The organism is Cytophagia bacterium CHB2 (assembly GCA_030263535.1).
Lineage (GTDB): Bacteria > Zhuqueibacterota > Zhuqueibacteria > Zhuqueibacterales > Zhuqueibacteraceae > Coneutiohabitans.
The window spans coordinates 1-20,541 of the sequence record SZPB01000075.1 but is presented as its reverse complement, the minus strand read 5'-3'; the positions used below and the strand labels follow the sequence as shown (position 1 = coordinate 20,541).

Sequence of the window (20,541 nt, the reverse complement as noted above, 5' to 3'; positions counted from 1 at the left end):
ATATATCGGAATGGTGGTGGCATCTGCGACCGGCTCATCAAGATAAAATGCCAGCTCCGGCAGCACCTCCAAGAGATGGCGCGGCGTAATCTCGATCTCATGATGCTCGGTTTTGAAATACTGGGCGGCCGCACGGGCGTGACTGCGTTCGTCATAGGCTTCCTGCCCTTGAAAACCGGCGGTGAATGTGTGCACCTTGCTTCCATGCACGCGTGACATTAACGCAACATTTGCCGTGGAGTCTACTCCACCGCTCAAAAACACCCCCACTGGAACATCGCTGCGCATGCGCAGCCGCACCGATTCCTGCAGCAGATTAAACAGAGTCTCGCGATATTCATTCTCATTTGACGCGGGCGCCAGCGGGAAACGCCTCTGATAAGGCGACCAATAACGCTGCATTAGGGTTTCACCGGAATTCTTGATCAACATATAATGCGCGGCCGGCAATTTCATAATGCCGCGAAACATGGTTTTGGGGGTATAGACTTTACCAAAGGCCAGATACTCACGCAGCGCTTGCAGATCAAGCTGCTTCTCGACTCCCGGCATTGCCAGGAGTGATTTGATTTCTGAGGCAAACAAAAGAGTACCGCCGCTCGTGGTATGATAAAACGGTTTGATACCGACACGATCACGCGCGAGCAGCAGTTGTTGCCGCCGGCAATCATAAAGGGCGAACGCAAACATGCCGCGCAAACGCGAAATAATATCGACGCCATACTCTTCATAGCCGTGCACAATGACTTCGGTATCTGTGTGTGATCGAAAGCGATGTCCCAGCGCCTGCAATTCGGCGCACAATTCCGGAAAGTTGTAGACTTCACCGTTATACACCAACCAGATGGTTTCATCTTCGTTGCACATCGGTTGATGTCCGGCAGAGGACAGATCGATAATACTCAACCGGCGATGGCCGAGCACACACGCGTCTTGTGGATCGACCCAAAGCCCGCGATCATCCGGTCCGCGATGCTGCAAAAGATCGCGGGCGCGCTCGAGTTGCGCTTGCATGCCGGTTGTTGCACGCCGGCTGTCATAAATACCAACGATACCGCACATAGAATTATTTGAAAAATCGCAATGCGTTAATTCTGCGCCAGCAACTCTTGATAAACGGTTTTATACCCGTCACGAAATTTCACTCTGGAAAACTCTCTGTGGATGCGCTGCTGCAACTTCTCCAGCAAATTCAGAACATGCCGGCGCTGACCCTCCTCCTGCAAAGATGAAATCTTTATCGCCATTTCTGCCTCGCTGCTGCACACGAACCAGCTTGTCTCAGCCTCAAAAATTTCCGTGCAGCCGCCGCCATCGGCAAAGACGAAAGTAGGATGGCCAGTTTGAATGGATTCGAGCACAGACAGGCCAAACGGCTCATCCTGAGAGGCGATAATCTCGACATCAAATGTGGAAACAAGCGCCTCAACCTTCAAGGTGTAACTCTCCAAACGAAGCGGCACATGCAGAGAAGCTGCTTGCGCTGCGATCTCATTCTGCAGCGGCCCTTCACCCACCAACACCACGTCAACGGCACGATGCTGCGCCACAAGCGCAGCAACTCTCAGCAAACGATCAATGCGCTTGAATGAAACAAACCGCCCATGAAAACCAATGCGCAACTTAGCGGTGGGATTGAAATGAGGCGGCTGCGCTTGCCAGGGTGTGGAATTGTACACGACGCGGCATTTTTGCGCCGGCACAGCGTACTCCGAAATCATGCACGCTTGCATGAAACGCGAAACGTGGGCGATGCGATGCACAGCATGGCGCAAGAACAACTTCAGCAACACCAGTTTGAGGCATTCATGCGGCCGCAATTTTCGCCCGGTTCCCAACAGGCCATGATTCGTATACACAATTTTCTTGCGCGCCAGCCAGCAAGCAAATGCTTGCCAGGGTGTGAAGCCGTGCAAATGAATCACCTCACATTGCTGCGCCATGTGCTTTAGCGCCCAAAATTGCTGAACACGTGAACCTTCGAGTATCACATACTTGCCGGCAAATGGGAAGCTCTCCTCCTCACCGCGGCTCGCAGGCACAGCCGCTGCCAGGGCAATGGCCTCGTCTTGGGCAAACGAACGGAATAAATCGACGGCAACACGAAAAATACCGCCGCGCGTGCTGTGCGGCACCACATGCAAAACGCGGCAGCGAGTGACAACGCGTGCGTTACGCGGCTTCAAGCTTGGCGTAACTTTCTCGTTTTGTTGCAAAACGTTCATTATGAATTTATGATTTCACCGCAAGCACGCCATAGCCTTTGGCGGTGTAACTCAATTGCCGGATAACGCGCTCGCCCCCTTTGACTCGACGGCCAGCTTTGAGCAAGGCCACGTAGGTGCGTTGTGGCAAATAGACCAGAAAAAAAATGACGGGATTGAGCAGACTATAAAGTCGGGGGAAACGCAGAAGATGAGCCAGCGCACTCCAAAACTTGAGCTGCAGTTGCACCAACAGCGAGATCAGCACGCCAAAAGCCTCGGCAAACGTCTCGCGTGTGACAATGCAAAAAGAAGCCTGCTCCAGCAGGTGTTGCAGGCCATAGGGCGTATAGCGAAAAAAGTCATATGGCGCTTCATGCACCGGCACTAAAAATGGCGTCGTCAGAATCAGGTAGCCGCCGGGTTTGAGCACGCGATGAATCTCTTGCAGCATGCGTTTCGGTTCTGCCACATGCTCCATCACTTCGGTGCAAAAAACCAGATCGAACGTCTGATCACTAAAGGGTAGCTCTGTGCCGCGGCCCTGCACCTCAATGGCTTGCATGCCGTGTTGCGTGGTTGGTACATCTAGGCCGAAGGACTTTTGAGCGTATGCCGCATAGAGTTCGCGATATGGCTTTTGGCCACAGCCGAGATCAAGCAGAGACAGGCGCTTGCCGATTTGTTGCAAAGCATGCTGCAAGAACTCAAAACGCAACTCGTCTACAATAATGGCCCCTAGATTTCGAACTGTGCCAGCCACTTTATGAGGCACACGCCAATTGCGAATGCGTATCGGCCAAACGGGATTGCGCGGCAGTTTTGCTGGCGTGAATGGCCTTGAGAAAGTGATCGGCAACGGTTGTGATGGTAAACTGGCGAGAAGCAAATGCAGCAATGCGTTCGGACATTCTACAGTAACGAGCTTCGTCTGCCAACAATTCATGCAATGCATTTGCCATAGCTTGCAGGTTGCTTTCCGTCCGGCCCAGATCATTTTTTTTAATATGCTGATTTGGATCGACGCCCAATGTCACCACCGGCACACCACGCAGCCAGGCTTGAATAAAAGTGTTGGGCAGGCCTTCTGACTCCGAAGTGTTGATCAGTATTGCTGCTCGATCAAACCATGCTGCGGTGTCCTGGAAGGATAGTTCCCCAAGCCAGAGAAGATTCTCAGGACGAGACTTGGCAAAAAATTCATCGAAACTGTTCGCGCCCTCGCGTCCGCCAATCATCACGAATTTCCATTCACGCCGCTTCATCATTCTTGCCAGTTGCAGATATTTCTCGGGGCGCTTGTTGGATCCAAGATTCCCCACCCACAGAATAGTTTTGCCGTGAAATCGCTGTTGGGGTAAGATTCTGACTTCCGGTAATTCGTGCCCCGAAGGCATGCGCAACGAAGATCGTTTGTAGTTGCTAAACAACCTGCTGAACTGTTCGTCGTTCTGGGTGAAAATATGCGATGCTTGTTTCATGCCCCAATCGCGGGCGAGATCATGAACAATAGCATTGACCAATAGGAGCGGACTTTTCAGTTTTCCCAACAAATTTTTTGCTGGGATCGTGCGGATTTCTTTTCGAGCGAAGAACCAGCGCGCTGGAATGTCGTTATCCGTGCAAATCCAGGCAAACTGTTTGCGATGTTTTCGGGCATAGAAACCGATAACGCCGGTGTTGAACGACGTGGTGCGCTGAATCAACAGATCGGGATTGATGCGCTTGAGTGCGCGATAATAGTGCAGGCCGTTCCGCCATTGCAAATAGCCCGGGTTTCTGACCCAGTGAAGGTGAACCCCATCGCGCGACTCAGTCACCTCTGCCTTGCTGCGCAGTGATTGCGCGAGGTAATGAACCTCGAAACCGCGCCGCGCCAGTTCTTTGGCCAGCAACCAGGCTTGCACCTCTGCGCCTCCGATGCGTTCGGTGTAGTGAAAATCCATGGCGAAGCAGAAGGTCATGGTTGGCAACTCATGCTCGACCATCAAAAAAGCGCTTGTCTTGGTTTTCATGCCTTCATATTTTAACACAGCGCCAAGCCGCGAATCAGTGATTTTTGTCATCCTTTCGGGATTCAAAACAGATTGCATGCGCCAAGGCTATAATCTTTTCATCCCTTCGGGATTCGATGCTGGTGGTACCCGACACATCTTCCGCCCTGCCGGCGCGCTATCTGTTGCCAATGCCGCCATGCATCGTCCCAACCGCGAAGCGGCGGCAGGATCATAGCCAACAGTACCAGGCATCATCCCAACCGCGAAGCGGTGGCAAGATTATAGCCGTCGGCACCAGGCACCATCCCCAACCGCGAAGCGGTGGCAGGATTATAGCCGTCGGCACCAGGCACCATCCCGAACCGCGAAGCGGTGGCAGGATCATAGCCAACAGTACCAGGCATCATCCCAACCGCGAAGCGGTGAAAAGAATTATAGCAGAAATGGAATCATTTCCGACAATGTTGTCAAACACATTTACCAAATCACCCACAAATGCAAATGGAGGGAAATCTTATGGCCGGAACCTTCACACAGATCTACATTCAGGCTGTTTTCGCCGTAAAAGGTCGATCTAACCTGCTACAAAAGCCGTGGCGTGACGAGGTATTCAAGTACATGGCTGGTATCATCAAAAACAAAGGCTGCAAACCGATCATCGTCAACGGTGTGGCTGACCACACCCACGTCTTTTTCGGCCTGAAACCAGCGATGGCGATCTCTGATCTGATTCGTGATGTCAAAAACAATTCCAGCAATTTCATCAACGGACAGGATTGGATCAAGGGCAGATTCGCATGGCAGGAGGGGTATGGCGCGTTTTCCTACGCGCACTCCCAACTCGACAAAGTGTACAAATATATTCTCAAGCAAGAAGCGCATCACCGCAAGAAGACATTCCGCGAAGAATATCTGGAAATGCTTGACAAATTTCAGGTGCAATACGAAGAACGGTTTCTGTTCGAATGGCTGGATTGATCTTCTTCCCCTTCTTCAGGATTCGAGGAAACCGGTTTTCTGTCATCCCTTCGGGATTCAAAACGGATTCGATGCGCCCAGGCTATAATCTTTTCATCCCTTCGGGATTCGATGCCGGTGGTACCCGACACATCTTCAGCCCTGCCGGCGCGCTTTCTCTTGCCAGTGCCGCCAGGCATCATCCCAACCGCGAAGCGGTGACAGGATTATAGCCAACAGCACCAAACACAATCCCGAACCGCGAAGCAGTGACAAGATTATAGCCGTCGGCACCAGGCACCATCCCAACCGCGAAGCGGTGACAGGATTATAGCCAGCAGCGCCAAAAATAATCCCCCAACCGCGAAGCGGTGGCAAGATTATAGCCAACAGCGCAAAGCACGATCACCCAAACCGCGAAGCGAGAGGATCGCCCGCCGACACGTTCGGGGTCAAGAAAATCCATAACAAAGCAAATCTTCATCGGACGTTCAAATCCAGCGAATTAACTGGCGCCGCCTTTTCCGGAAACATGATCTCAAGATAGCGCGCTATATTCGTTTTGCCGCCAAAGAGTTCCTGCGCCTTTCGCCGAGCTTGCTTTCCCATCTCTTGCAGCCGGTCAGACATACTCAAAAGTCCGGGTAAAGCAACGCGGAGTTCTTCAAAATTCTGCGCCACGACACCCACGCCATGTTTTTGAATAATACCTTCAGGATCAAGTTGCAGTGATAACGTCGGCACTTCGCGCAGCCAGGCTTCCACCATCGCGTTTGGGATGCCATCGCCATTCGAGCCACTCGTACTCACCAGCAGCCACGCACGCTCCATTAGCTTGAGAACTTTAGCATGCGGCAATTGTCCCAAATATTGAAAATTGGCATTCTGTTGTGCAAGTAATAGCTCTTCCGTCATTGGCAGATTGGGCGAGGGCGCGCCGACCATGCAGAATTTGAACGGAGCATCCCGAAAAGCGTGAGCCAATTTCAAAAACCACTCCGGCCCCTTTTCACGAGCGAAGTAGCCGACCCAAAGCAAAAATGGCTCAGAGTCTTTTTGGAATGGGCCAGCCGGAACTTCCTGAATCGAACGAATGACGACACCTTTTTTTTGAAAGGCTTTTTCAAGCTGGCGTTGTTGGCGATGCGTTTGATTGATGCAAAAATCCGCTCCCGCGATGGCGCGGGCATAGATCATGTCTTCAGTCGCACTCACGAAAAGTTTGGCCGCTTTGCGCAACGGACTCTTGGAAGATATCAACGTTTTCCTGGAATATTTCCACGGCCCACATCCATCTTCATTATTTGAAGCCCACATGAATTTTGCCCCGGTCGCGCTGGCATAGGCTCGCGCCACGCCCGCGAGCCATGAGCGGCCTTTAACATAAACAAAATCCGGCGAAATGCTCTGAAGCAATCTCATCGTTTTTGTCCACGCGACCGCAAAAGGCGCAATCTCGGGTACCTTCAGAGAATAAACCGGCATACCGTGATAGAGATTCGAGGGCTTGATCTCAGGACTGGCAGAAGCCGCTAAAAAGCACACGCTAATACCAGCAGCTTTGAAATGCTTGGCGAGGAGGAAATTTTGCAAATGCGTGCCGGTCCATTCTGTTGCTTCGGGCGAGTAAAGATTGTCCTGTAAGAAGCAGATATTCACCTCAGGCTTTGCTTGTGGCGAGTTAGGTATAAACTCAAATACTTCTGAGCTTTTGCTTCTTGAAATATACATTGTTGATTATGCAACAAGGTCGAATGGATTTTGTTAATTGCCAAATTGAGTCAAAGCATTTGAGCACAATATTCACTCAACAGTGTATGCAGCCTTGGGATGAGCCGGTGTCGCGGGTTCCAACGTCTTAGAAGACGCGAAGAAACCAGCAACCGCTTCGAACGCACGTCTGTATTCAAGGGCTATCCGGCTTACTTGGAAGGTATCCAACACATATCGATACCCATTTTCTGCAACACGGCACAAATCTTCTTTTTCGTGGTAGAATCTTTGAATTAGATCGGCAAGCTCTTGTTCGCTGTTGACGACATAACCTGTCCTGCCGTTGAGGATAACTTCGTGGACACCGCCGCCATCCGAAAAAACAACCGTGGGCTTCTTCAGGTAAAGGGACTCAACAATCGCCAATGGCATCCCCTCGCTGTCTGACGGCAAAACAAATAAATCAATCGCATTTATGTAGTTATAAATATCGCTCCGAAATCCTGGCAGAAGAAAATTGGCATGCACTCTTAGTTTCTCAATTTGGCGTAGCAAGCTAGTTTTGCTGATACTGTTTCCGTCTCCAAAAATAACTGCTTTGACACGTAGGTTCGAGGACACTAGGCTGACAGCTTTGACCAAGCGATCTAGTCTTTTCCTAGGATCAAACCTAGCTGCTGTGCCGACCAACAAAGCTTCATTATATACCCCAATTTCGTTTCGTACTTCTGATTTTGATTTGGTGAGCACGATCTCTCGTGGATCGAAAGTATTGTGGACAACAAGAATTTTGTTCACCGGCACATTAAAATAATCCCGACAGAATTCCCAAAGATACTTGGAAGGTACGATAATGGCATCACATTGGTGTAGGAAAAATCCAAATATCTGTTTGTTAATTAGGCGTTTGACACCAGACCATTTTATACCTAGTTTTGCATGACCACCAGTGGGCATGCCGTCGCTTTGTGCGTCGTCAATTGGTGAATTTGGTATTCTGTCATCTGTCGCTTGTTTGTGAGTGTTTTTTGAGTGGCGTTTGAAAAGCTGGCCTAATAACCCCGTAATACTCTTACTCAGGATCGCCCGCGTACCCTGCAGGCAAAACACCATTTTCTTTCCTGTCAGCAGAGCAACAACAAAACACAGATTATCAACACCCCAAAAATTTAGAATGTCATAACTTCTGAAAAGCAACCACATTCGCACAAGACGGCGAAGATCAAAACGACGGAAGGACAGGGTATATGTCTTGCTCTGAAGCCGTGACGCTCTCTCATAAAATTGCCCCTCGGCTCGCAAAAAAAGTGTATCGAAATGAATATCTGAGTATCGTGTAAACTCTCTCGCTAACAAAAACAACTGACGTTCACGGCCGCCAATATTGCCATTCGGAGTTATATTGAGAATTCTAATGGGGTGATGTACGTTTTGATTATTGGCATTCATCATCTATATTTCTTCAGTCTAGATGAAAAATAGACTTCGTAAAGCTCACTGAGTCCAACGCTACTGATTTCGTGTTTTGACAGCAAATAGGTTACGACTTGCTCAATTCGAGAAACATATTCTTTGACTTTTGCTTCTGTGGCAGCATAAGGGCTAGTGCCGGGCCAGAACTCAACATTATGAAACATCATATTTAAGACAACCGGTGCATCGTTTGCTTTGCGCTGAATCAAGAAATCAGCCAAGCTCATCATACCATCCCCGTCATTGTATGTGGGTCTAAACCAAGATCGATAAGAGGAGGCTTTGATAACCTTTCCCATGAAAAAGCTTTGATATCGGTTGAGAGGATTAAGGCGACGCAGCATTGCCTTTGGAAATCTGCACCAAAAATAGTTGAGAACGGTCACGGGCACCTCTAGAATCTGCATAGTACCTTCCTTACGATAGTCATACAAATCGGGAAAGTAGGGCTGGTCCGGTGCTCCGAGAAAATTAACGCTTTGTGTAGACAAACTGCGCCAGTCCAAGTATGGCGTCACACTTGAATCAATGCGGTATCCAAGTTTGTTGAGAATAGACAATGTGAATTGACTGATCCCAAAACGACCAGCACGAAAAGACCGAGGCGAATATCCGAAGGTTTGTCGAAACAGATGGGTTAGATTTTCAAGTTTTTGACGTTCTATTTCAGGCGAGTATTGTGACTGAAAATCTAAGGTCGCAGGGGTATCCCAGTTTGGACATGGCTCAACATATTCAGCATGCAAGTGTGTGCCAAGCTCAACCTTACCTTCTAAATTGCCCAAAATATCTGAACTGCAATGATCCAGAATCACCTCCGGACTCAATAAGTATGTTGGTTTAAGATTGTGTCGTTCGAAGAGAGGTTGAAGTATTTCAGGTATCGCACGAACCACAGCATCAAATTTAAATGGCTTTTGTGTAAGCCACTGTGGCCCCTTGTCGCACTCCGTGTCGATCGTAATCGCCAAATAAATCATTTTACACCAACAGCCATAAGATATTGCGCCTTGTCCTCAGCGAGGTCAAGTTGATTCAGAATGTTTTCCGCAGTGTATCCGAACGCAGCCGGCAGGTGTTTTCTGATTTTGTTTGGCATACGGATAATGCCAAAACTCCGAACATTTCGGAAGCCCGCTTCTCTGAGTAAGTTCGCGATTTCATCCTTCGTAAATGCCATGCGATAGAGACCTGTGCCATTATAATTCTTATCTTCTTTAGGCTGAGGCGGTTTGATCCATCCACCCCAGCGGTAGGCCGTCAACACGAAAATACCTCCAGCAATCAACATGCTGTTGATATTTCGAACTGTCTCCACGCGTTCGGCGCTGCTCGAAATGTGCTGAATGGTGTCCAGGCACATGGCCCTTTCAAAACGTCTTTTATCAGATTTAAAATTCGAAATGTCGGCAACCTCCGTCTCGATATTCCGAAAGTCATGCTGGCGGGCTTGACTATCAAGAAGCGCAATGCTGGCAGGAGAAAAGTCCGTCGCAAAGATGCTGACCTCGGGAAATCGCCTGGCGAGTTCGAGCGTATAGATGCCAACGCCAGCCCCTGCATCATAGACGCGATGTCCCTTCTGCGGCTGCAAAGCGCGCATCACCAGGCCGGCTTGGGCTCGAATCCAATATTCCCCGCGATGCGACTTGATGAAATCGTGGTAGTCTGCCGCTTGAGCATCCCTCAAGCGAATCTCTTCAAGCTGGTTCGAGCTGGGGTTGTTCTGCACGACTTGTTTGCCCCGAATGAGATCGGTATTGGTTGAAGAATCCATAAAAGCCCCGTTCATTTAGCCAGCGTATTTGAAAATTTGATCTGAATTGTTTCGTCCAGCGGGTTTTGTAATCCGAATCACCGCGCATAAAATTGAATTCGTTCACGCCGGAATGGAAACAGCGCTGAATAACCTCGGCCAACAGAACCTTCGAAGGAGAAAGCTTCTGGTGAGCGGAATCAAAACCGATATTCCAGTAATAAAAAATCTTCCTGAAATGAAATCCCAAGACAAAGGCGATCGGCTTCTTGTCAAGCAGTAAATAAAACAGCCGGATTTCGCCAAACCTTTTCAGCTCTTCCATCATGGCGGCAATGAACCGCCGGTAACGATCACTGGCATAGTATGAGCTGCGCGCCTTACGCGTCTGGCTGCAATGATGCAGGAAGTAAATGGTTTCAATCTCTCGGTGAATATCAGTCAAAGGCGATTCCACCACCTCCCAGTTTTTGTCGCGGAGATGATTGTGCAAACGTCGCAGATCCTGCTGAACAAAACTTTTGCTGGTGGTGGCATAATATTGTTCCCAGGTTACTGCCTGGGTATCGATGTAATAACACTTCGTTTGCTCACGCACAATCGCACTTTCACGAACGAGAATATCTTTCAAGGCGTACAGGTTGGGAGACGTATCGGAAATATTGTGAAACAGCATCTCACCCCAAGTTAGCCGACTACGAAGCCTTGCGAAAATCGCACGAAGGGCTTGTTCCCGGTGACGCGCCACAATGAAGTCAGAAAAATCCGATTCGGGATCGCCCAGAAAAAGAACCTGGCGATAGGGAAGCATACCCCTCAGGCGAATTGTACGCACTTGCAGAGGCGCAAACCCGATAGTATCATTCCCCTCGCAAAGGCGCAGAACCAACAAATCTTTCTTTGCCAAAAAGTGGACGGCCCAAGTGTAGAGCCATTCATGCCGGAGATGAATGCTTTCAGAACCGGAAGCGGCAAGCAGATCATTCCATTCCTCGCGCAGGCTCGCAAACTCGGCAAGTGTGTCAATGCGTTCGATATGAATCATCGGGTCCTGCCGCGAAAGAACTTGCGGTGGAGTGCATGCACAACTACCAAATCATCGGCGTCAAGGCGAAGCATATACACCGTTGCAGCATAAACACACCAGAAAATGACAAGCTGCAGAAACCAAAGCGGCGGCGCTACTAAAAACCATTCGCTCCGCAAACCGAGCACACCCAACAAGGCAAGCCCGGCGGCAAAGGGTACTTTCCACAAGCTTGCTTTGAAGGGGTGAATGTCGAGAAAATGGCGAACTTCAAACAAGCGCACCATGTTGATGATGCCATGCGTGAGAGAATAAGCTACCGCAGCGCCGACGATACCTTTTTGAGGGATCAAAAGAAGATAGAGTGTTACACTAAGCACCGTGATCACAATGGCATTGGCGAGATTGACGCCCGGCTTGCCGATCATGGTCAGCACTTGCCCGCTCATGCCGAACATATCGGCAAAAAAATTTCCCACACCGAGGATGAGGAGGGCTGCCACCGCGCCGTGAAATTCTTTACCAAAAATGCTCAAGATCGGCTCGTAAAACAATACGATCGTCAAGAAAATGGGGAGACTAAATGCCGTGGTCCATTTCGTCACGGTTTTGTAGAGTTTTGCCATTTCGTTGTGCTGCCGGCGGGCGTGCAACTCAGCCACAATGGGGCCGAAGATCTGCATAATGGCCGTGTGCGGCATGTAAATCAACGGTTGCAGGCGTAGCGCAACTGCATACAAGCCCACTTCCAGCGGCTGACAGAACATGCCCAAAAAAACCACATCGAGTTGAAAGGTGTGCTTGTTGAACAGACTGGTGGCAAACAGCGTGCTCGAGAATTTCCACGACCGTTTTTTCTCGGTGGTGGCCGGCAAGCTGCGCTCACGCAGGCCGGGAAAAACTTTGAGAAGAAATGTTCCAGCCAAAACGAGAACGATCAAATCCTGCAACAGGCTGGAGGCCAGCGCGGCATAAAGCTCAAAGCCAAAGGCAAGCAAGACCACCAGGCTGATCAACTTCGTTAAATTGGCGACAACAGCGTTGGTCAGAACGACATAACCCTGCTGTTGCAAACCATTGAGCGCCGCAATAAAGATGCTGTAAAGCGCAGTGAACAGAATGGCGATGCTCACAAACCGAAATGCCGTCGCATACTCCGGCTGTTTGATCACATAACGGCAAAACGGTTCGGCAAACAGCGCAAGCCCGAGCGCCAGTACACTGCCGGCGATAAACGCAATCTTGAGCGATAACAGAATCGTGCCCTTGGCCTTGTCAAGCCGGCCTTCACCTTTGTAGCTGGCGGAAAAACGATTGAGCATACCGGCAAAACCCAGCGTGGAAAAATCCGCCAGCATGCTAGTCCAATACGTGGTGAGGGTATAGATGCCATACAGCTCGGCGCCCAGAGCTCGCGTGGTGATGATGCCGGTTATGGGTCCGAGAACCTGGCTGAGCAGTTGCCCGCCGGCAGTTATGCCTGCATTTTTTGCAATTTTCTTGAGGTAGCCAGCGGTGTCGGTGCTAACCGGCATCTCAGTCGCCACAGTTGCCGCAGCACTTACGGTTGCTGTATCATGGCTCAATTGCAATTTTTAAAGACGAATACGATTTTATGTGAAAACAACTTTACCGGGTTCGAAATAACAACCGGCTTGGCAATTGCTTTAAAGGTTGTGAACAACTCCACGTCCTGAAAGTGCTTTTTGCCAAGGCGATAAATACGATTAAAACTGCAAAAATATTGATGCGTTGGATCATCTGCGAACAACTGGTCGACTTTGTGAATCAACCACGGTTGACGTCGCGTTGCCTCTTTCGGCAAAGGCGCCGTTGACTCGTTTGGGTAGGTCTCCGAAGCAGTTTGAGGCGGCTTTTTGCCGTTTCCCCCAAATGCCGGAATTCGTCCGAACAGACTCAGAATACGGTGGGAGAAATCATAGTAACGCTTGATGGGATAGTTCGGTGTTGAACCGACAACAACGCCGTTCGGTTTGAGCACGCGTGCAATTTCATGCAACAGCGGCTCCACTTCCACCTCGGGAATATGCTCAATGACTTCAAAGAAGATGATCGCATCAAAGGCTCGATCGGCATAAGGCAGGCGAAAACCATCAACCTTTGCGCAGGTGAAACCTTTTTTGTTTACTCGGTCGACACGAATCTGGCTGATCTCCGTTCCGAACAAGTCCCGCTTGGGAAGCGATTTGGCCAAATACTCCAGATGCTGACCATCGCCACAGCCGAGATCAAGTACCTTCATTCCAGGTTTGATATACGTGTCCATAACATATCTGCGAGAGGAAGGTATATAACCATGCATGCGATGTGTTATGGCATAGCGCTCAAAATCCAAACGAGCAATCTTAGCGGTGCTAGTCATAAAGAATCAGTACGGGGAGATGAAATGATCGGGTTTCGCTTGGCGGTGAACATTGGCGCTGCGACGACATCATTCCACATGACCCGAACAGGCCGAAATACAGGATAAAGAAACGATAATGGACTTGGCAACGAAATGAATTTGAAATCGCTAAACGTCGGCGTGATCACCCGCCGCCAGCAAAAACTCACGCGATCGCGCCAGCGCTCCCGGGCATTGAGTAAAAATGAAAATTTTGCAGCGGCGCTGGGTTCCCATTCGGCTTCCGGGAAAAGGCCGGCATGGACGCGGGCGGCGTGGCCGGGAATGCGGGGTTCAGCGCTGAGATCTGCAGCGGCGGGCAGTTATCATAAAGTGTTGGCTTTAGAATATCCGCTTCCTGAGATATATTGAAGCGGTATCCTTTGGCGCTGCAAATCTGCCCGATTTAGAGATTTTATTTACCCGCCCCAAATCAATCTTGATCGCCACCGACTGCCCAATCCCCTCGAAGGCGATAACGAACCGCTGCCGGCCTTGAATCGAGCATAACACGCCGCGCATACCCGCCAGCGGGCCGCTGGTGATCTCCAGCAAATCGCCCGGCACAACGCGCGGAATCGGCTCGGGATCGAAGTCGTGCGCCAGCATGTTCTTGACTGCGGTAATTTCGAATTCCGGGATGATCGAGGGTTGGCCGTGATGTCCCAGCATTCTCACCACCCCGTCCGGTGTCAACGCGAGCAAGCGTTCTCGGGCATCTGCCTTCACAAAAACATAGCAGGAGAACAAGGGCGCTTCGATCCACTTTTTGCGATCACTCCATTGCCGCAAGGTGGCGCGCAGGGGCAAATACGGCTGCACGCCCATTTTTTGCAGCTCTTGCTCAACACGCTTTTCAAAATTGGGGCGCGTGTAGAGAGCGTACCAGTGGCGGGTAGTTTCTTGTGGAATTGTTGTTTGCATGTTGCATGTTGATCGTTGGTCGCTGGTCATTGGTCGGTGGTCGTTGAACATTAGCAATTAGTCATTAATTATTGGACAACGACAAACAACGAACGACCAACAACCAACGACAATTTTCATCCCCATGGCCAGGAGAGCAGTTTCCGCTGCGTTTTTGGCAGCTTGCCGTTGCTGTTGTTGGCGTAGTAATGATAATGATAGTAATAATAGTAACTGCCGTACATGCTCTCGATTTTAACGGAGTTCAGCAGAGTGCCCAGAACTTTGGCTCGGGCCTGATTGAGCAACGTGTACGAACGAAATGCCGCTTCTTTGCTGGTGTGTCCGGATTTTACCACCAGAAACACGCCGTCGACATATCGCGCCAGCACCGCGGCATCGGTCACGGCGATGACCGGAGGACTGTCGAACAACACGGTTTCGTATTCGCGCTTCAGCCCTTCCAGCGTTTGCTGCATGGCGCTGCTGCCCAACAGCTCCGAAGGGTTCGGCGGCAATGTGCCGCACGGCATGACATGGAGATTGTCGATTTCCGTGGGGGAAATCGCTTCGGCAATCTCCGCGCGCCCGGCCAGCACGTTCGACAGGCCGATACGGCGATCCAGCTTGAAAACGGTATGCAGCACCGGCCGCCGCAAATCCGCATCAATCAATAGAACCTTGCTGCCCATTTGCGCCATCACAATGGCGAGATTCGCCACGGAAGTCGATTTGCCATCACCCGGGCCGGGACTGGTCACCAGCAGCGTGCGCAACGGCTTGTCGATATGGGTGTACTGGATATTCGTGCGCAGTGTGCGGTAGGCTTCGGATACCGGCGATTTCGGCGCAAAGTGTGTGATAAGGCGCGCGGCGGTGCGCCCAAACTCCGCGCTCTCGTTTTTTGCTATCGCCGCGCCGTTCGTGCCGTTGTGCGAAGCGCCGTTGAGTGCGCCGTTGGCGGAATGCCTCAAGCGCGCGATGGCGCCGTTTTCATTGATCAGGGGAATCGATCCTAATACCGGCTGGCCCAGGCGTTCCAAATCTTCGATGGCGTGCACGGAATTGTCGAGCATGTCGCGCAGAAAAGCCAGGCCCACGCCCACGCCCACGCCCAGCATCATGCCCAGGATCAAATTCAATTTCTTGTTCGGGCCAAGCGGCACCTCGGGGCGCTCGGCCGGCTCGATGATGCGCACGTCGCCGAGTTGGCCGACTTCAGTGATGCGCAGCTCCTCATACTTCTCCTTCATCATCAAATAGATTTTCTCATCGACCTGGGCCGAGCGCTGCAGCCGGGCGAGCATGAGTTTTTTCTCCGGCAAACTTTCCAGCTTTTGCGCATAGTCCTTGACGATCTTTTCCAGCGCCGCCACTTTCGGCTTGAGCGATTCGATATTCGCTTCCACCTCGAACTTGCGGGTGATGATTTCGTCCTGCAGGGCTTCCGGGGCAAGCAAATCCTGCGTCGCCGCCTGGGCCAGCTCGGTTTTGTACTTTTGTGTCAGCCGGGCGATCTGGCCGTCCAATTCCTGCAACCGGGAGTTTTTTTCCTCATAGCTGCCGTTGTTGATGAGATAGGCCGCGTGCAAGGCGCGTTCTTGCTGCAGCCGGGCCATTTCCGTTTTCAACACCTCCAAATACGAAGTGGCCGAAACAGCCTCAATGTCGATCCGGCGTCCCAGTTGTCGGTCGATGAACGCCAGGCGCTCGTATGAAGACGCCAGCTCGGTCAGGGCTTCCTGATGCAGAGACTCGAATTCCACCAGCTTCGAGACGATGCCATTGGCTTCGTCGGTGAGGGTGAGCGTCGAGGCCTCGCGCGAATAGTCTTTCAGCGCGATCTCGGATTCGGCGAGTTGTTGCTGGATAAGGTTGAGCTGATTCTCCAGAAAAATTTTCACCTGGCGCACTTCCGCCTGGCTCATGGCGCGATTCAGCTCGCTGTAGGCTTCGACGTAAGCGTTGGCGATGGCCATTGCTTCTTGCGGATCTTTCGAAGTGACGCTGATCAAAATCATGTCGGTGCTGCGGATCGGCGTCACCTCGAGAAGCCGTGGCAGATGGCGCGCGACAGCTTCTATCTCCCGCAAGCGAACCGGGGCTGCGGGTCTGGCAGAATCGCCTTCTGCTTCATCCCCGGAGAACGCGGCCATGATGCGGGACAGCCGGCTGCCCTGATGTTCGGCATGCGCCGGCGCGCCAAGAAGAATGGGCAATTGGCGCGCATGCTCGGAGTCGAGCAAACGCTGGGCGACGGCTTTCGCCAACGCGCGTCCCTTGATGATCTCGACCTGATTGCTGATCGTCGTTTCCATTTGCCAGGCGCTGCCGCCGAAGATCGGCAGGGCCATGTTGGATTCCATTTTGACCATCACCTTGGCGTTCGCCTGATAAAGCGGCACCGCCGTAAGGTTCAAATACAATGTTATGAACATGACCCCGAGGAAAGACGCCAGGATCAGCCAGCGGCTGCGATACAAAATCCGTACATAGTCCGCAATCGGGGTTCGGCGTATTATTTTTTCTTTCATAAAAATACAGGCTCGCAATAAATGGCGATGTTGCTTCCGGGTATCAGTGAGGCCGTGATCATGCGCACCATCTCAGACTTTCCAGGGCAACGCTAGCCTCGGGCACAGCTCCGCCATGTCAGTCCCATTTTGTACAATGGGCATCACAGCCAAACCTCGCTACTTCACTTCGTCTCAGAAAAGGCCAGACACACAATGCCGGCCGTTGCAACTCCACTTCACCAATGGCAAAGCCAGTGCCACATTACGGTACCATCGTTTGATGGCAAACTAACGCAGCCAAGATTCTAAGATGATTGTGTCTCGCTCGGAAACAGCCGGACACAATCCCGGCAGCGCCGAGCGCTTCTGGGAATGCTTTGCACGATGAGTGTTAAAAATTTTCACAATATTTGCGTCTCCCGCTGCCATTGGCGCAACGAAAGCATTTAAGTTCCTGGTCACACATTCTTTGCGGGAGAAATGATTGGGCAAGAAGACAGAAATGGCAAAACCTCGTGAGACGTCCGCAGGAAATCCCCCGAACCTCTCACCACAACGGTGGCCGCGACCCCACTTCCACCAATTACTTGCATACGCGGACATCATGAGGCGAATGGAATCAAGCAAACATGAAACCTTGCTGGCGATAACCAAAAGCGATACACGCATATGGCTTAGCAATCCTTGCTGAACTGTATTCACGGGTCTGCTCCCTGCATAGCCGCGCGTCGTAAGTCGCCCTAGCATTCCCTTGCTAGACCTGCTACGCGCAGTGGCTTTTCGTTTTTGCAACGAAATCACATGGCATTGTTTCGCACCCGCGGTGGCGTCTATTACCCGCGCTTCATTTCCATTCAGGTCAACTGACCTCATCGTTATTTTTGGGATTGGGGCGAGCTTCCAGCTTGCCTTTCAACAGCGCCGAGGCTATTTTGTTCCGTTCGGTGAAACGCAAGCGGGCAACGCTGGCGAGCGACCCGCCCAGGGATAGCCGAACCCCGAAGCATGTCGGAGGACACTCCTCTTCGAGTGTCCTCTTTTACTCTCATCCCTTCAGACTTTCCACCAAACATGCTTTGGGGAAATATGCCTGGTAAACGCCAACCTCCATTCCTCCACGTCAATGAGATTTCTTTGAAGCTTTCTTTTCCTCCGATAACTTCACCGTCACGGGAACCAGCTTGGGATGAAAATGCTTCGCCACACTCGCATACGCATCCACCAGTTTCAAACTATAGCCCGTGACTTTGCTGACCTCGTGGCGATCAAGACCCTTGCGCAACAACCCCTTCACTTGTTCATACGCTTTGATGTAGCGATCCACCGCGTGCAAGCTGTGATTCGTGCGCGCCGCAATATCGGTGGGATCAATACCTTGTTCATACAAATTCAGAATGATGCCTTTGTGCGTCGGCCGGCTGCCTTGATCGAGAATGTAACCTTTGAGCGGCAATAAGTCATCGGGATGTTGCGCTTCATACTCCGCCACATAGCGCCGCATCGTGGTCAGGCTGCGATTCATTAATACACACAATTCCGCTTGCGAAAGCATGCCCCCCTGTTCCCATGCCGACTTGATCAAGCGCGCCATGGTGGCGAGGTCGCGTTCGCGATTGATGCGATAGTTGCTGTTCTTGGTGCCGGCTTTCACAAACACGCGCTGATCCAAATCACTGCCGGTGATCAGCGGCAAATACACCATGATGCTCTCGTAATCTTCCGTGCGTTTGCCATAGCCCGGCTTGCGCACGCTCTTCTTCGTGGTCACCCAACAAATCACGCCGGCTTCAATGCGATCGCGTTTGGGATGATACTCTTCGAAGAGCTGTACGATCTCATCGCTTAACATCTCCAGCACGCGATGGCTGCCAATGAGCTTGTATTCCGTTTCCAACAGCCGCACCAAAGCCGCACGAAACCCGCGTTTTTCAAGGCTGGCAAAGCGGTCGCGTCGATCACCGTAATAGCCTTTCATCGCACCTCCTCCCCAGCCGGAAGCCCTTTTTTCATCCCGCTCTTATCCGCGCCCGGATAAGCAGGCCGCGATGAAAGTTGTTCCAACAAATCCTTGATGCGTTGTCGGCAACCGGTCTTCTGGCCCAGCCTGGAATACAACTCAAGATACTCGTTGACCAAGCGCGTGCTCAAACCCGCGTATTTCGCAATCTCTTCCGCGTCTTTAATCCCACGTTCATACAATCTCACCACGCGACCGAACGTGTTCACATAACGCTTCACCGCTTTGGCCGAATGTTGCGTCTTGCGGCAAATCTCACTATACACAAAGCCGTTCAAGAACATTTCCACGATCACGACTTTGTGACTCACCGACGGGCCAATGTCGGAATACACCCCGCGTGTGATCACGCGCATGCCTTGTTTGAGCAGATACGCGATATCGCGTCGCACCGTGCGCACACTGGTGCCCAGCAATCGCGCTAAATCCTCTTGTGTCGCAACCCCGTTTTGCTCAACAATCTCCTCGCTGATCCGCAAAACCTTTTGTCGCCGCAATCCCGCATGACCATACTGCGCGTAGGCTTCCAAATCCTCTTGCCCGGCGTGCAACGTCACCCACACTTCCACCTTCTCCAGCTCCAAAAGCGGCTTGCCAACGCTGGCATCGCGCTTCACCACCCACAAACTCACACGCCCGCTTTTCTCAGCCGGACGTTCGCTGTAGAGCAGCTTTACCGCATCCAACACCCCTTGGCTTTCACGCGGCGACAACTCAAAACCGTTTTCCAACTCCCACAACAATTGCCCGTCAAGACTCTTATCTTCGAGACGACGCAGCTCCTCAGGCACAACACGGTTACTCATCTGGCCTCCTTTCGCATCATGACGGGCGCGGCGGCCACGCTCGCAACCATGGAAACGCAGCCGGGTTTCAGGCTCACGTTTCCAGTGCCACACGCGCGGCACCTGCGCCGCACCCGAACGATACGAAGTTAGAACATCCGCCCCCCGTTTGTCAAGGGAGCGTAGAGGCCAAATGACCTTATTTAGGCAGGCGCAGGCACAAGAGTTTAAGCTTGTGCTCAACCGGCGGTTTTAACGGCCAATGCAAATGTTTACATCGTATAATACCACCGGATCAGATGAAATGCTGAAATTGGGAGGAAAAACTTTCAGATGGGGGCAAAAAATTTCAATTCTATCATTTCTCTAACAAAACGTAAAAAGCCCGGACACGCCGGGATGCGCGACACAGGCTTTTTAAACAAAGGCGGAAAGTTAGCAAAAATTAATAATCCCAGCGCAAACCCGCAGAAAAATTGCGCACTTCGTTGATGTTCCGCTCGACTTGATAGTAATTGTAACGCAGCAAGTTGCGCACGCCAAGCTGGGCTGTTACATTGTTCCAGGAATAAAGCACACGCACATCCAATTGCTTTTTGGCCACACGCTGGTCGTCTTTAAAAATCTGCACCTGTTCACGCAACAATTTCGAAGCGATACTGTAATCCGCTTCGAGTGAAACCGGGCCAAGCGTGATAAACGGCGAAAGATAAGCCACGACGCGCGGGCGATAACTCAGCAAATCGCCATCTTGAAAAGTGACAGGAATGTCGCTGTCGGGATCGACCT

The 20,541-nt window shown here is 51.3% G+C and carries 17 protein-coding genes; 2 read left to right on the top strand and 15 right to left on the bottom strand.

Annotation, left to right across the window (positions count from 1 at the left end):
- The 4 genes from asnB to FBQ85_09790 form a co-directional block, all read right to left on the bottom strand.
- Positions 1-1,062 (bottom strand): asparagine synthase (glutamine-hydrolyzing) (gene asnB, locus FBQ85_09805; GenBank protein ID MDL1875441.1); only part of this gene is annotated, 1,062 nt, incomplete at its 3' end.
- A 26-nt stretch (positions 1,063-1,088) separates the two neighbouring features.
- Positions 1,089-2,225: a glycosyltransferase family 4 protein gene (locus FBQ85_09800; GenBank protein MDL1875440.1), complete on the bottom strand. Its 1,137-nt coding sequence runs from the start codon at positions 2,223-2,225 to the stop codon at positions 1,089-1,091.
- A gap of 7 nt (positions 2,226-2,232) precedes the next feature.
- Complete coding sequence (locus tag FBQ85_09795) at positions 2,233-3,201, bottom strand: class I SAM-dependent methyltransferase (GenBank protein MDL1875439.1); 969 nt, start codon at positions 3,199-3,201, stop codon at positions 2,233-2,235.
- On the bottom strand, positions 2,969-4,297 hold the full coding sequence (locus tag FBQ85_09790) for a glycosyltransferase family 4 protein (GenBank protein ID MDL1875438.1): 1,329 nt from the start codon (positions 4,295-4,297) through the stop codon (positions 2,969-2,971). The genes FBQ85_09795 and FBQ85_09790 overlap by 233 nt, the downstream gene beginning before the upstream one ends.
- 420 nt (positions 4,298-4,717) lie before the next feature.
- Between FBQ85_09790 and tnpA the strand changes: the two genes are divergently transcribed.
- Positions 4,718-5,179 carry an IS200/IS605 family transposase gene (gene tnpA / locus FBQ85_09785; GenBank protein ID MDL1875437.1) on the top strand — a complete coding sequence of 154 codons (462 nt, stop codon included), beginning with the start codon at positions 4,718-4,720 and terminating at the stop codon, positions 5,177-5,179.
- Positions 5,167-5,391 carry a hypothetical protein gene (locus FBQ85_09780; protein ID MDL1875436.1) on the top strand — a complete coding sequence of 75 codons (225 nt, stop codon included), beginning with the start codon at positions 5,167-5,169 and terminating at the stop codon, positions 5,389-5,391. The genes tnpA and FBQ85_09780 overlap by 13 nt, the downstream gene beginning before the upstream one ends.
- Before the next feature lie 247 nt (positions 5,392-5,638).
- Here the strand turns inward: FBQ85_09780 and FBQ85_09775 are convergent, their stop codons facing one another.
- The 11 genes from FBQ85_09775 to FBQ85_09725 form a co-directional block, all read right to left on the bottom strand.
- Positions 5,639-6,889, bottom strand: coding sequence for a glycosyltransferase family 4 protein (locus tag FBQ85_09775; GenBank protein ID MDL1875435.1), 1,251 nt, complete (start codon positions 6,887-6,889; stop codon positions 5,639-5,641).
- A gap of 72 nt (positions 6,890-6,961) precedes the next feature.
- Entirely contained in the window at positions 6,962-8,323 is a 1,362-nt protein-coding gene (locus tag FBQ85_09770) for a glycosyltransferase family 4 protein (protein MDL1875434.1), read from the bottom strand.
- On the bottom strand, positions 8,320-9,324 hold the full coding sequence (locus tag FBQ85_09765; GenBank protein MDL1875433.1) for a hypothetical protein: 1,005 nt from the start codon (positions 9,322-9,324) through the stop codon (positions 8,320-8,322). Before FBQ85_09765 ends, FBQ85_09770 begins: the two co-directional genes overlap by 4 nt.
- Positions 9,321-10,136 carry a class I SAM-dependent methyltransferase gene (locus tag FBQ85_09760; GenBank protein MDL1875432.1) on the bottom strand — a complete coding sequence of 272 codons (816 nt, stop codon included), beginning with the start codon at positions 10,134-10,136 and terminating at the stop codon, positions 9,321-9,323. The genes FBQ85_09765 and FBQ85_09760 overlap by 4 nt, the downstream gene beginning before the upstream one ends.
- Entirely contained in the window at positions 10,045-11,145 is a 1,101-nt protein-coding gene (locus FBQ85_09755; protein MDL1875431.1) for a GNAT family N-acetyltransferase, read from the bottom strand. Before FBQ85_09755 ends, FBQ85_09760 begins: the two co-directional genes overlap by 92 nt.
- Positions 11,142-12,662: a flippase gene (locus tag FBQ85_09750; GenBank protein MDL1875430.1), complete on the bottom strand. Its 1,521-nt coding sequence runs from the start codon at positions 12,660-12,662 to the stop codon at positions 11,142-11,144. The genes FBQ85_09755 and FBQ85_09750 overlap by 4 nt, the downstream gene beginning before the upstream one ends.
- A gap of 47 nt (positions 12,663-12,709) precedes the next feature.
- Positions 12,710-13,510 carry a class I SAM-dependent methyltransferase gene (locus FBQ85_09745; GenBank protein ID MDL1875429.1) on the bottom strand — a complete coding sequence of 267 codons (801 nt, stop codon included), beginning with the start codon at positions 13,508-13,510 and terminating at the stop codon, positions 12,710-12,712.
- Positions 13,511-13,873: 363 nt separating this feature from the next.
- Positions 13,874-14,506 (bottom strand): UpxY family transcription antiterminator, encoded by a 633-nt coding sequence (locus tag FBQ85_09740; protein ID MDL1875428.1) that lies wholly within the window; start codon positions 14,504-14,506, stop codon positions 13,874-13,876.
- Positions 14,507-14,571: 65 nt separating this feature from the next.
- Positions 14,572-16,968 carry a polysaccharide biosynthesis tyrosine autokinase gene (locus FBQ85_09735; GenBank protein ID MDL1875427.1) on the bottom strand — a complete coding sequence of 799 codons (2,397 nt, stop codon included), beginning with the start codon at positions 16,966-16,968 and terminating at the stop codon, positions 14,572-14,574.
- 1,102 nt (positions 16,969-18,070) lie between these two features.
- On the bottom strand, positions 18,071-18,925 hold the full coding sequence (locus FBQ85_09730) for a DUF1670 domain-containing protein (protein MDL1875426.1): 855 nt from the start codon (positions 18,923-18,925) through the stop codon (positions 18,071-18,073).
- Positions 18,922-19,773, bottom strand: coding sequence for a DUF1670 domain-containing protein (locus FBQ85_09725; GenBank protein ID MDL1875425.1), 852 nt, complete (start codon positions 19,771-19,773; stop codon positions 18,922-18,924). Before FBQ85_09725 ends, FBQ85_09730 begins: the two co-directional genes overlap by 4 nt.
- Positions 19,774-20,541: the final 768 nt, after the last annotated feature.

Bases quoted from the DNA above. Each gene is read 5' to 3' on its own strand.
- FBQ85_09800 (MDL1875440.1), bottom strand. From the start codon at position 2,225: ATGAACGTTTTGCAACAAAACGAGAAAGTTACGCCAAGCTTGAAGCCG.
- FBQ85_09795 (MDL1875439.1), bottom strand. From the start codon at position 3,201: ATGATCTGGGCCGGACGGAAAGCAACCTGCAAGCTATGGCAAATGCAT.
- FBQ85_09790 (MDL1875438.1), bottom strand. From the start codon at position 4,297: ATGCAATCTGTTTTGAATCCCGAAAGGATGACAAAAATCACTGATTCG.
- tnpA (MDL1875437.1), top strand. From the start codon at position 4,718: ATGGCCGGAACCTTCACACAGATCTACATTCAGGCTGTTTTCGCCGTA.
- FBQ85_09780 (MDL1875436.1), top strand. From the start codon at position 5,167: ATGGCTGGATTGATCTTCTTCCCCTTCTTCAGGATTCGAGGAAACCGG.
- FBQ85_09775 (MDL1875435.1), bottom strand. From the start codon at position 6,889: ATGTATATTTCAAGAAGCAAAAGCTCAGAAGTATTTGAGTTTATACCT.
- FBQ85_09770 (MDL1875434.1), bottom strand. From the start codon at position 8,323: ATGATGAATGCCAATAATCAAAACGTACATCACCCCATTAGAATTCTC.
- FBQ85_09765 (MDL1875433.1), bottom strand. From the start codon at position 9,324: ATGATTTATTTGGCGATTACGATCGACACGGAGTGCGACAAGGGGCCA.
- FBQ85_09760 (MDL1875432.1), bottom strand. From the start codon at position 10,136: ATGAACGGGGCTTTTATGGATTCTTCAACCAATACCGATCTCATTCGG.
- FBQ85_09755 (MDL1875431.1), bottom strand. From the start codon at position 11,145: ATGATTCATATCGAACGCATTGACACACTTGCCGAGTTTGCGAGCCTG.
- FBQ85_09750 (MDL1875430.1), bottom strand. From the start codon at position 12,662: ATGCCGGTTAGCACCGACACCGCTGGCTACCTCAAGAAAATTGCAAAA.
- FBQ85_09745 (MDL1875429.1), bottom strand. From the start codon at position 13,510: ATGACTAGCACCGCTAAGATTGCTCGTTTGGATTTTGAGCGCTATGCC.
- FBQ85_09740 (MDL1875428.1), bottom strand. From the start codon at position 14,506: ATGTTCAACGACCACCGACCAATGACCAGCGACCAACGATCAACATGC.
- FBQ85_09735 (MDL1875427.1), bottom strand. From the start codon at position 16,968: ATGAAAGAAAAAATAATACGCCGAACCCCGATTGCGGACTATGTACGG.
- FBQ85_09730 (MDL1875426.1), bottom strand. From the start codon at position 18,925: ATGAAAGGCTATTACGGTGATCGACGCGACCGCTTTGCCAGCCTTGAA.
- FBQ85_09725 (MDL1875425.1), bottom strand. From the start codon at position 19,773: ATGAGTAACCGTGTTGTGCCTGAGGAGCTGCGTCGTCTCGAAGATAAG.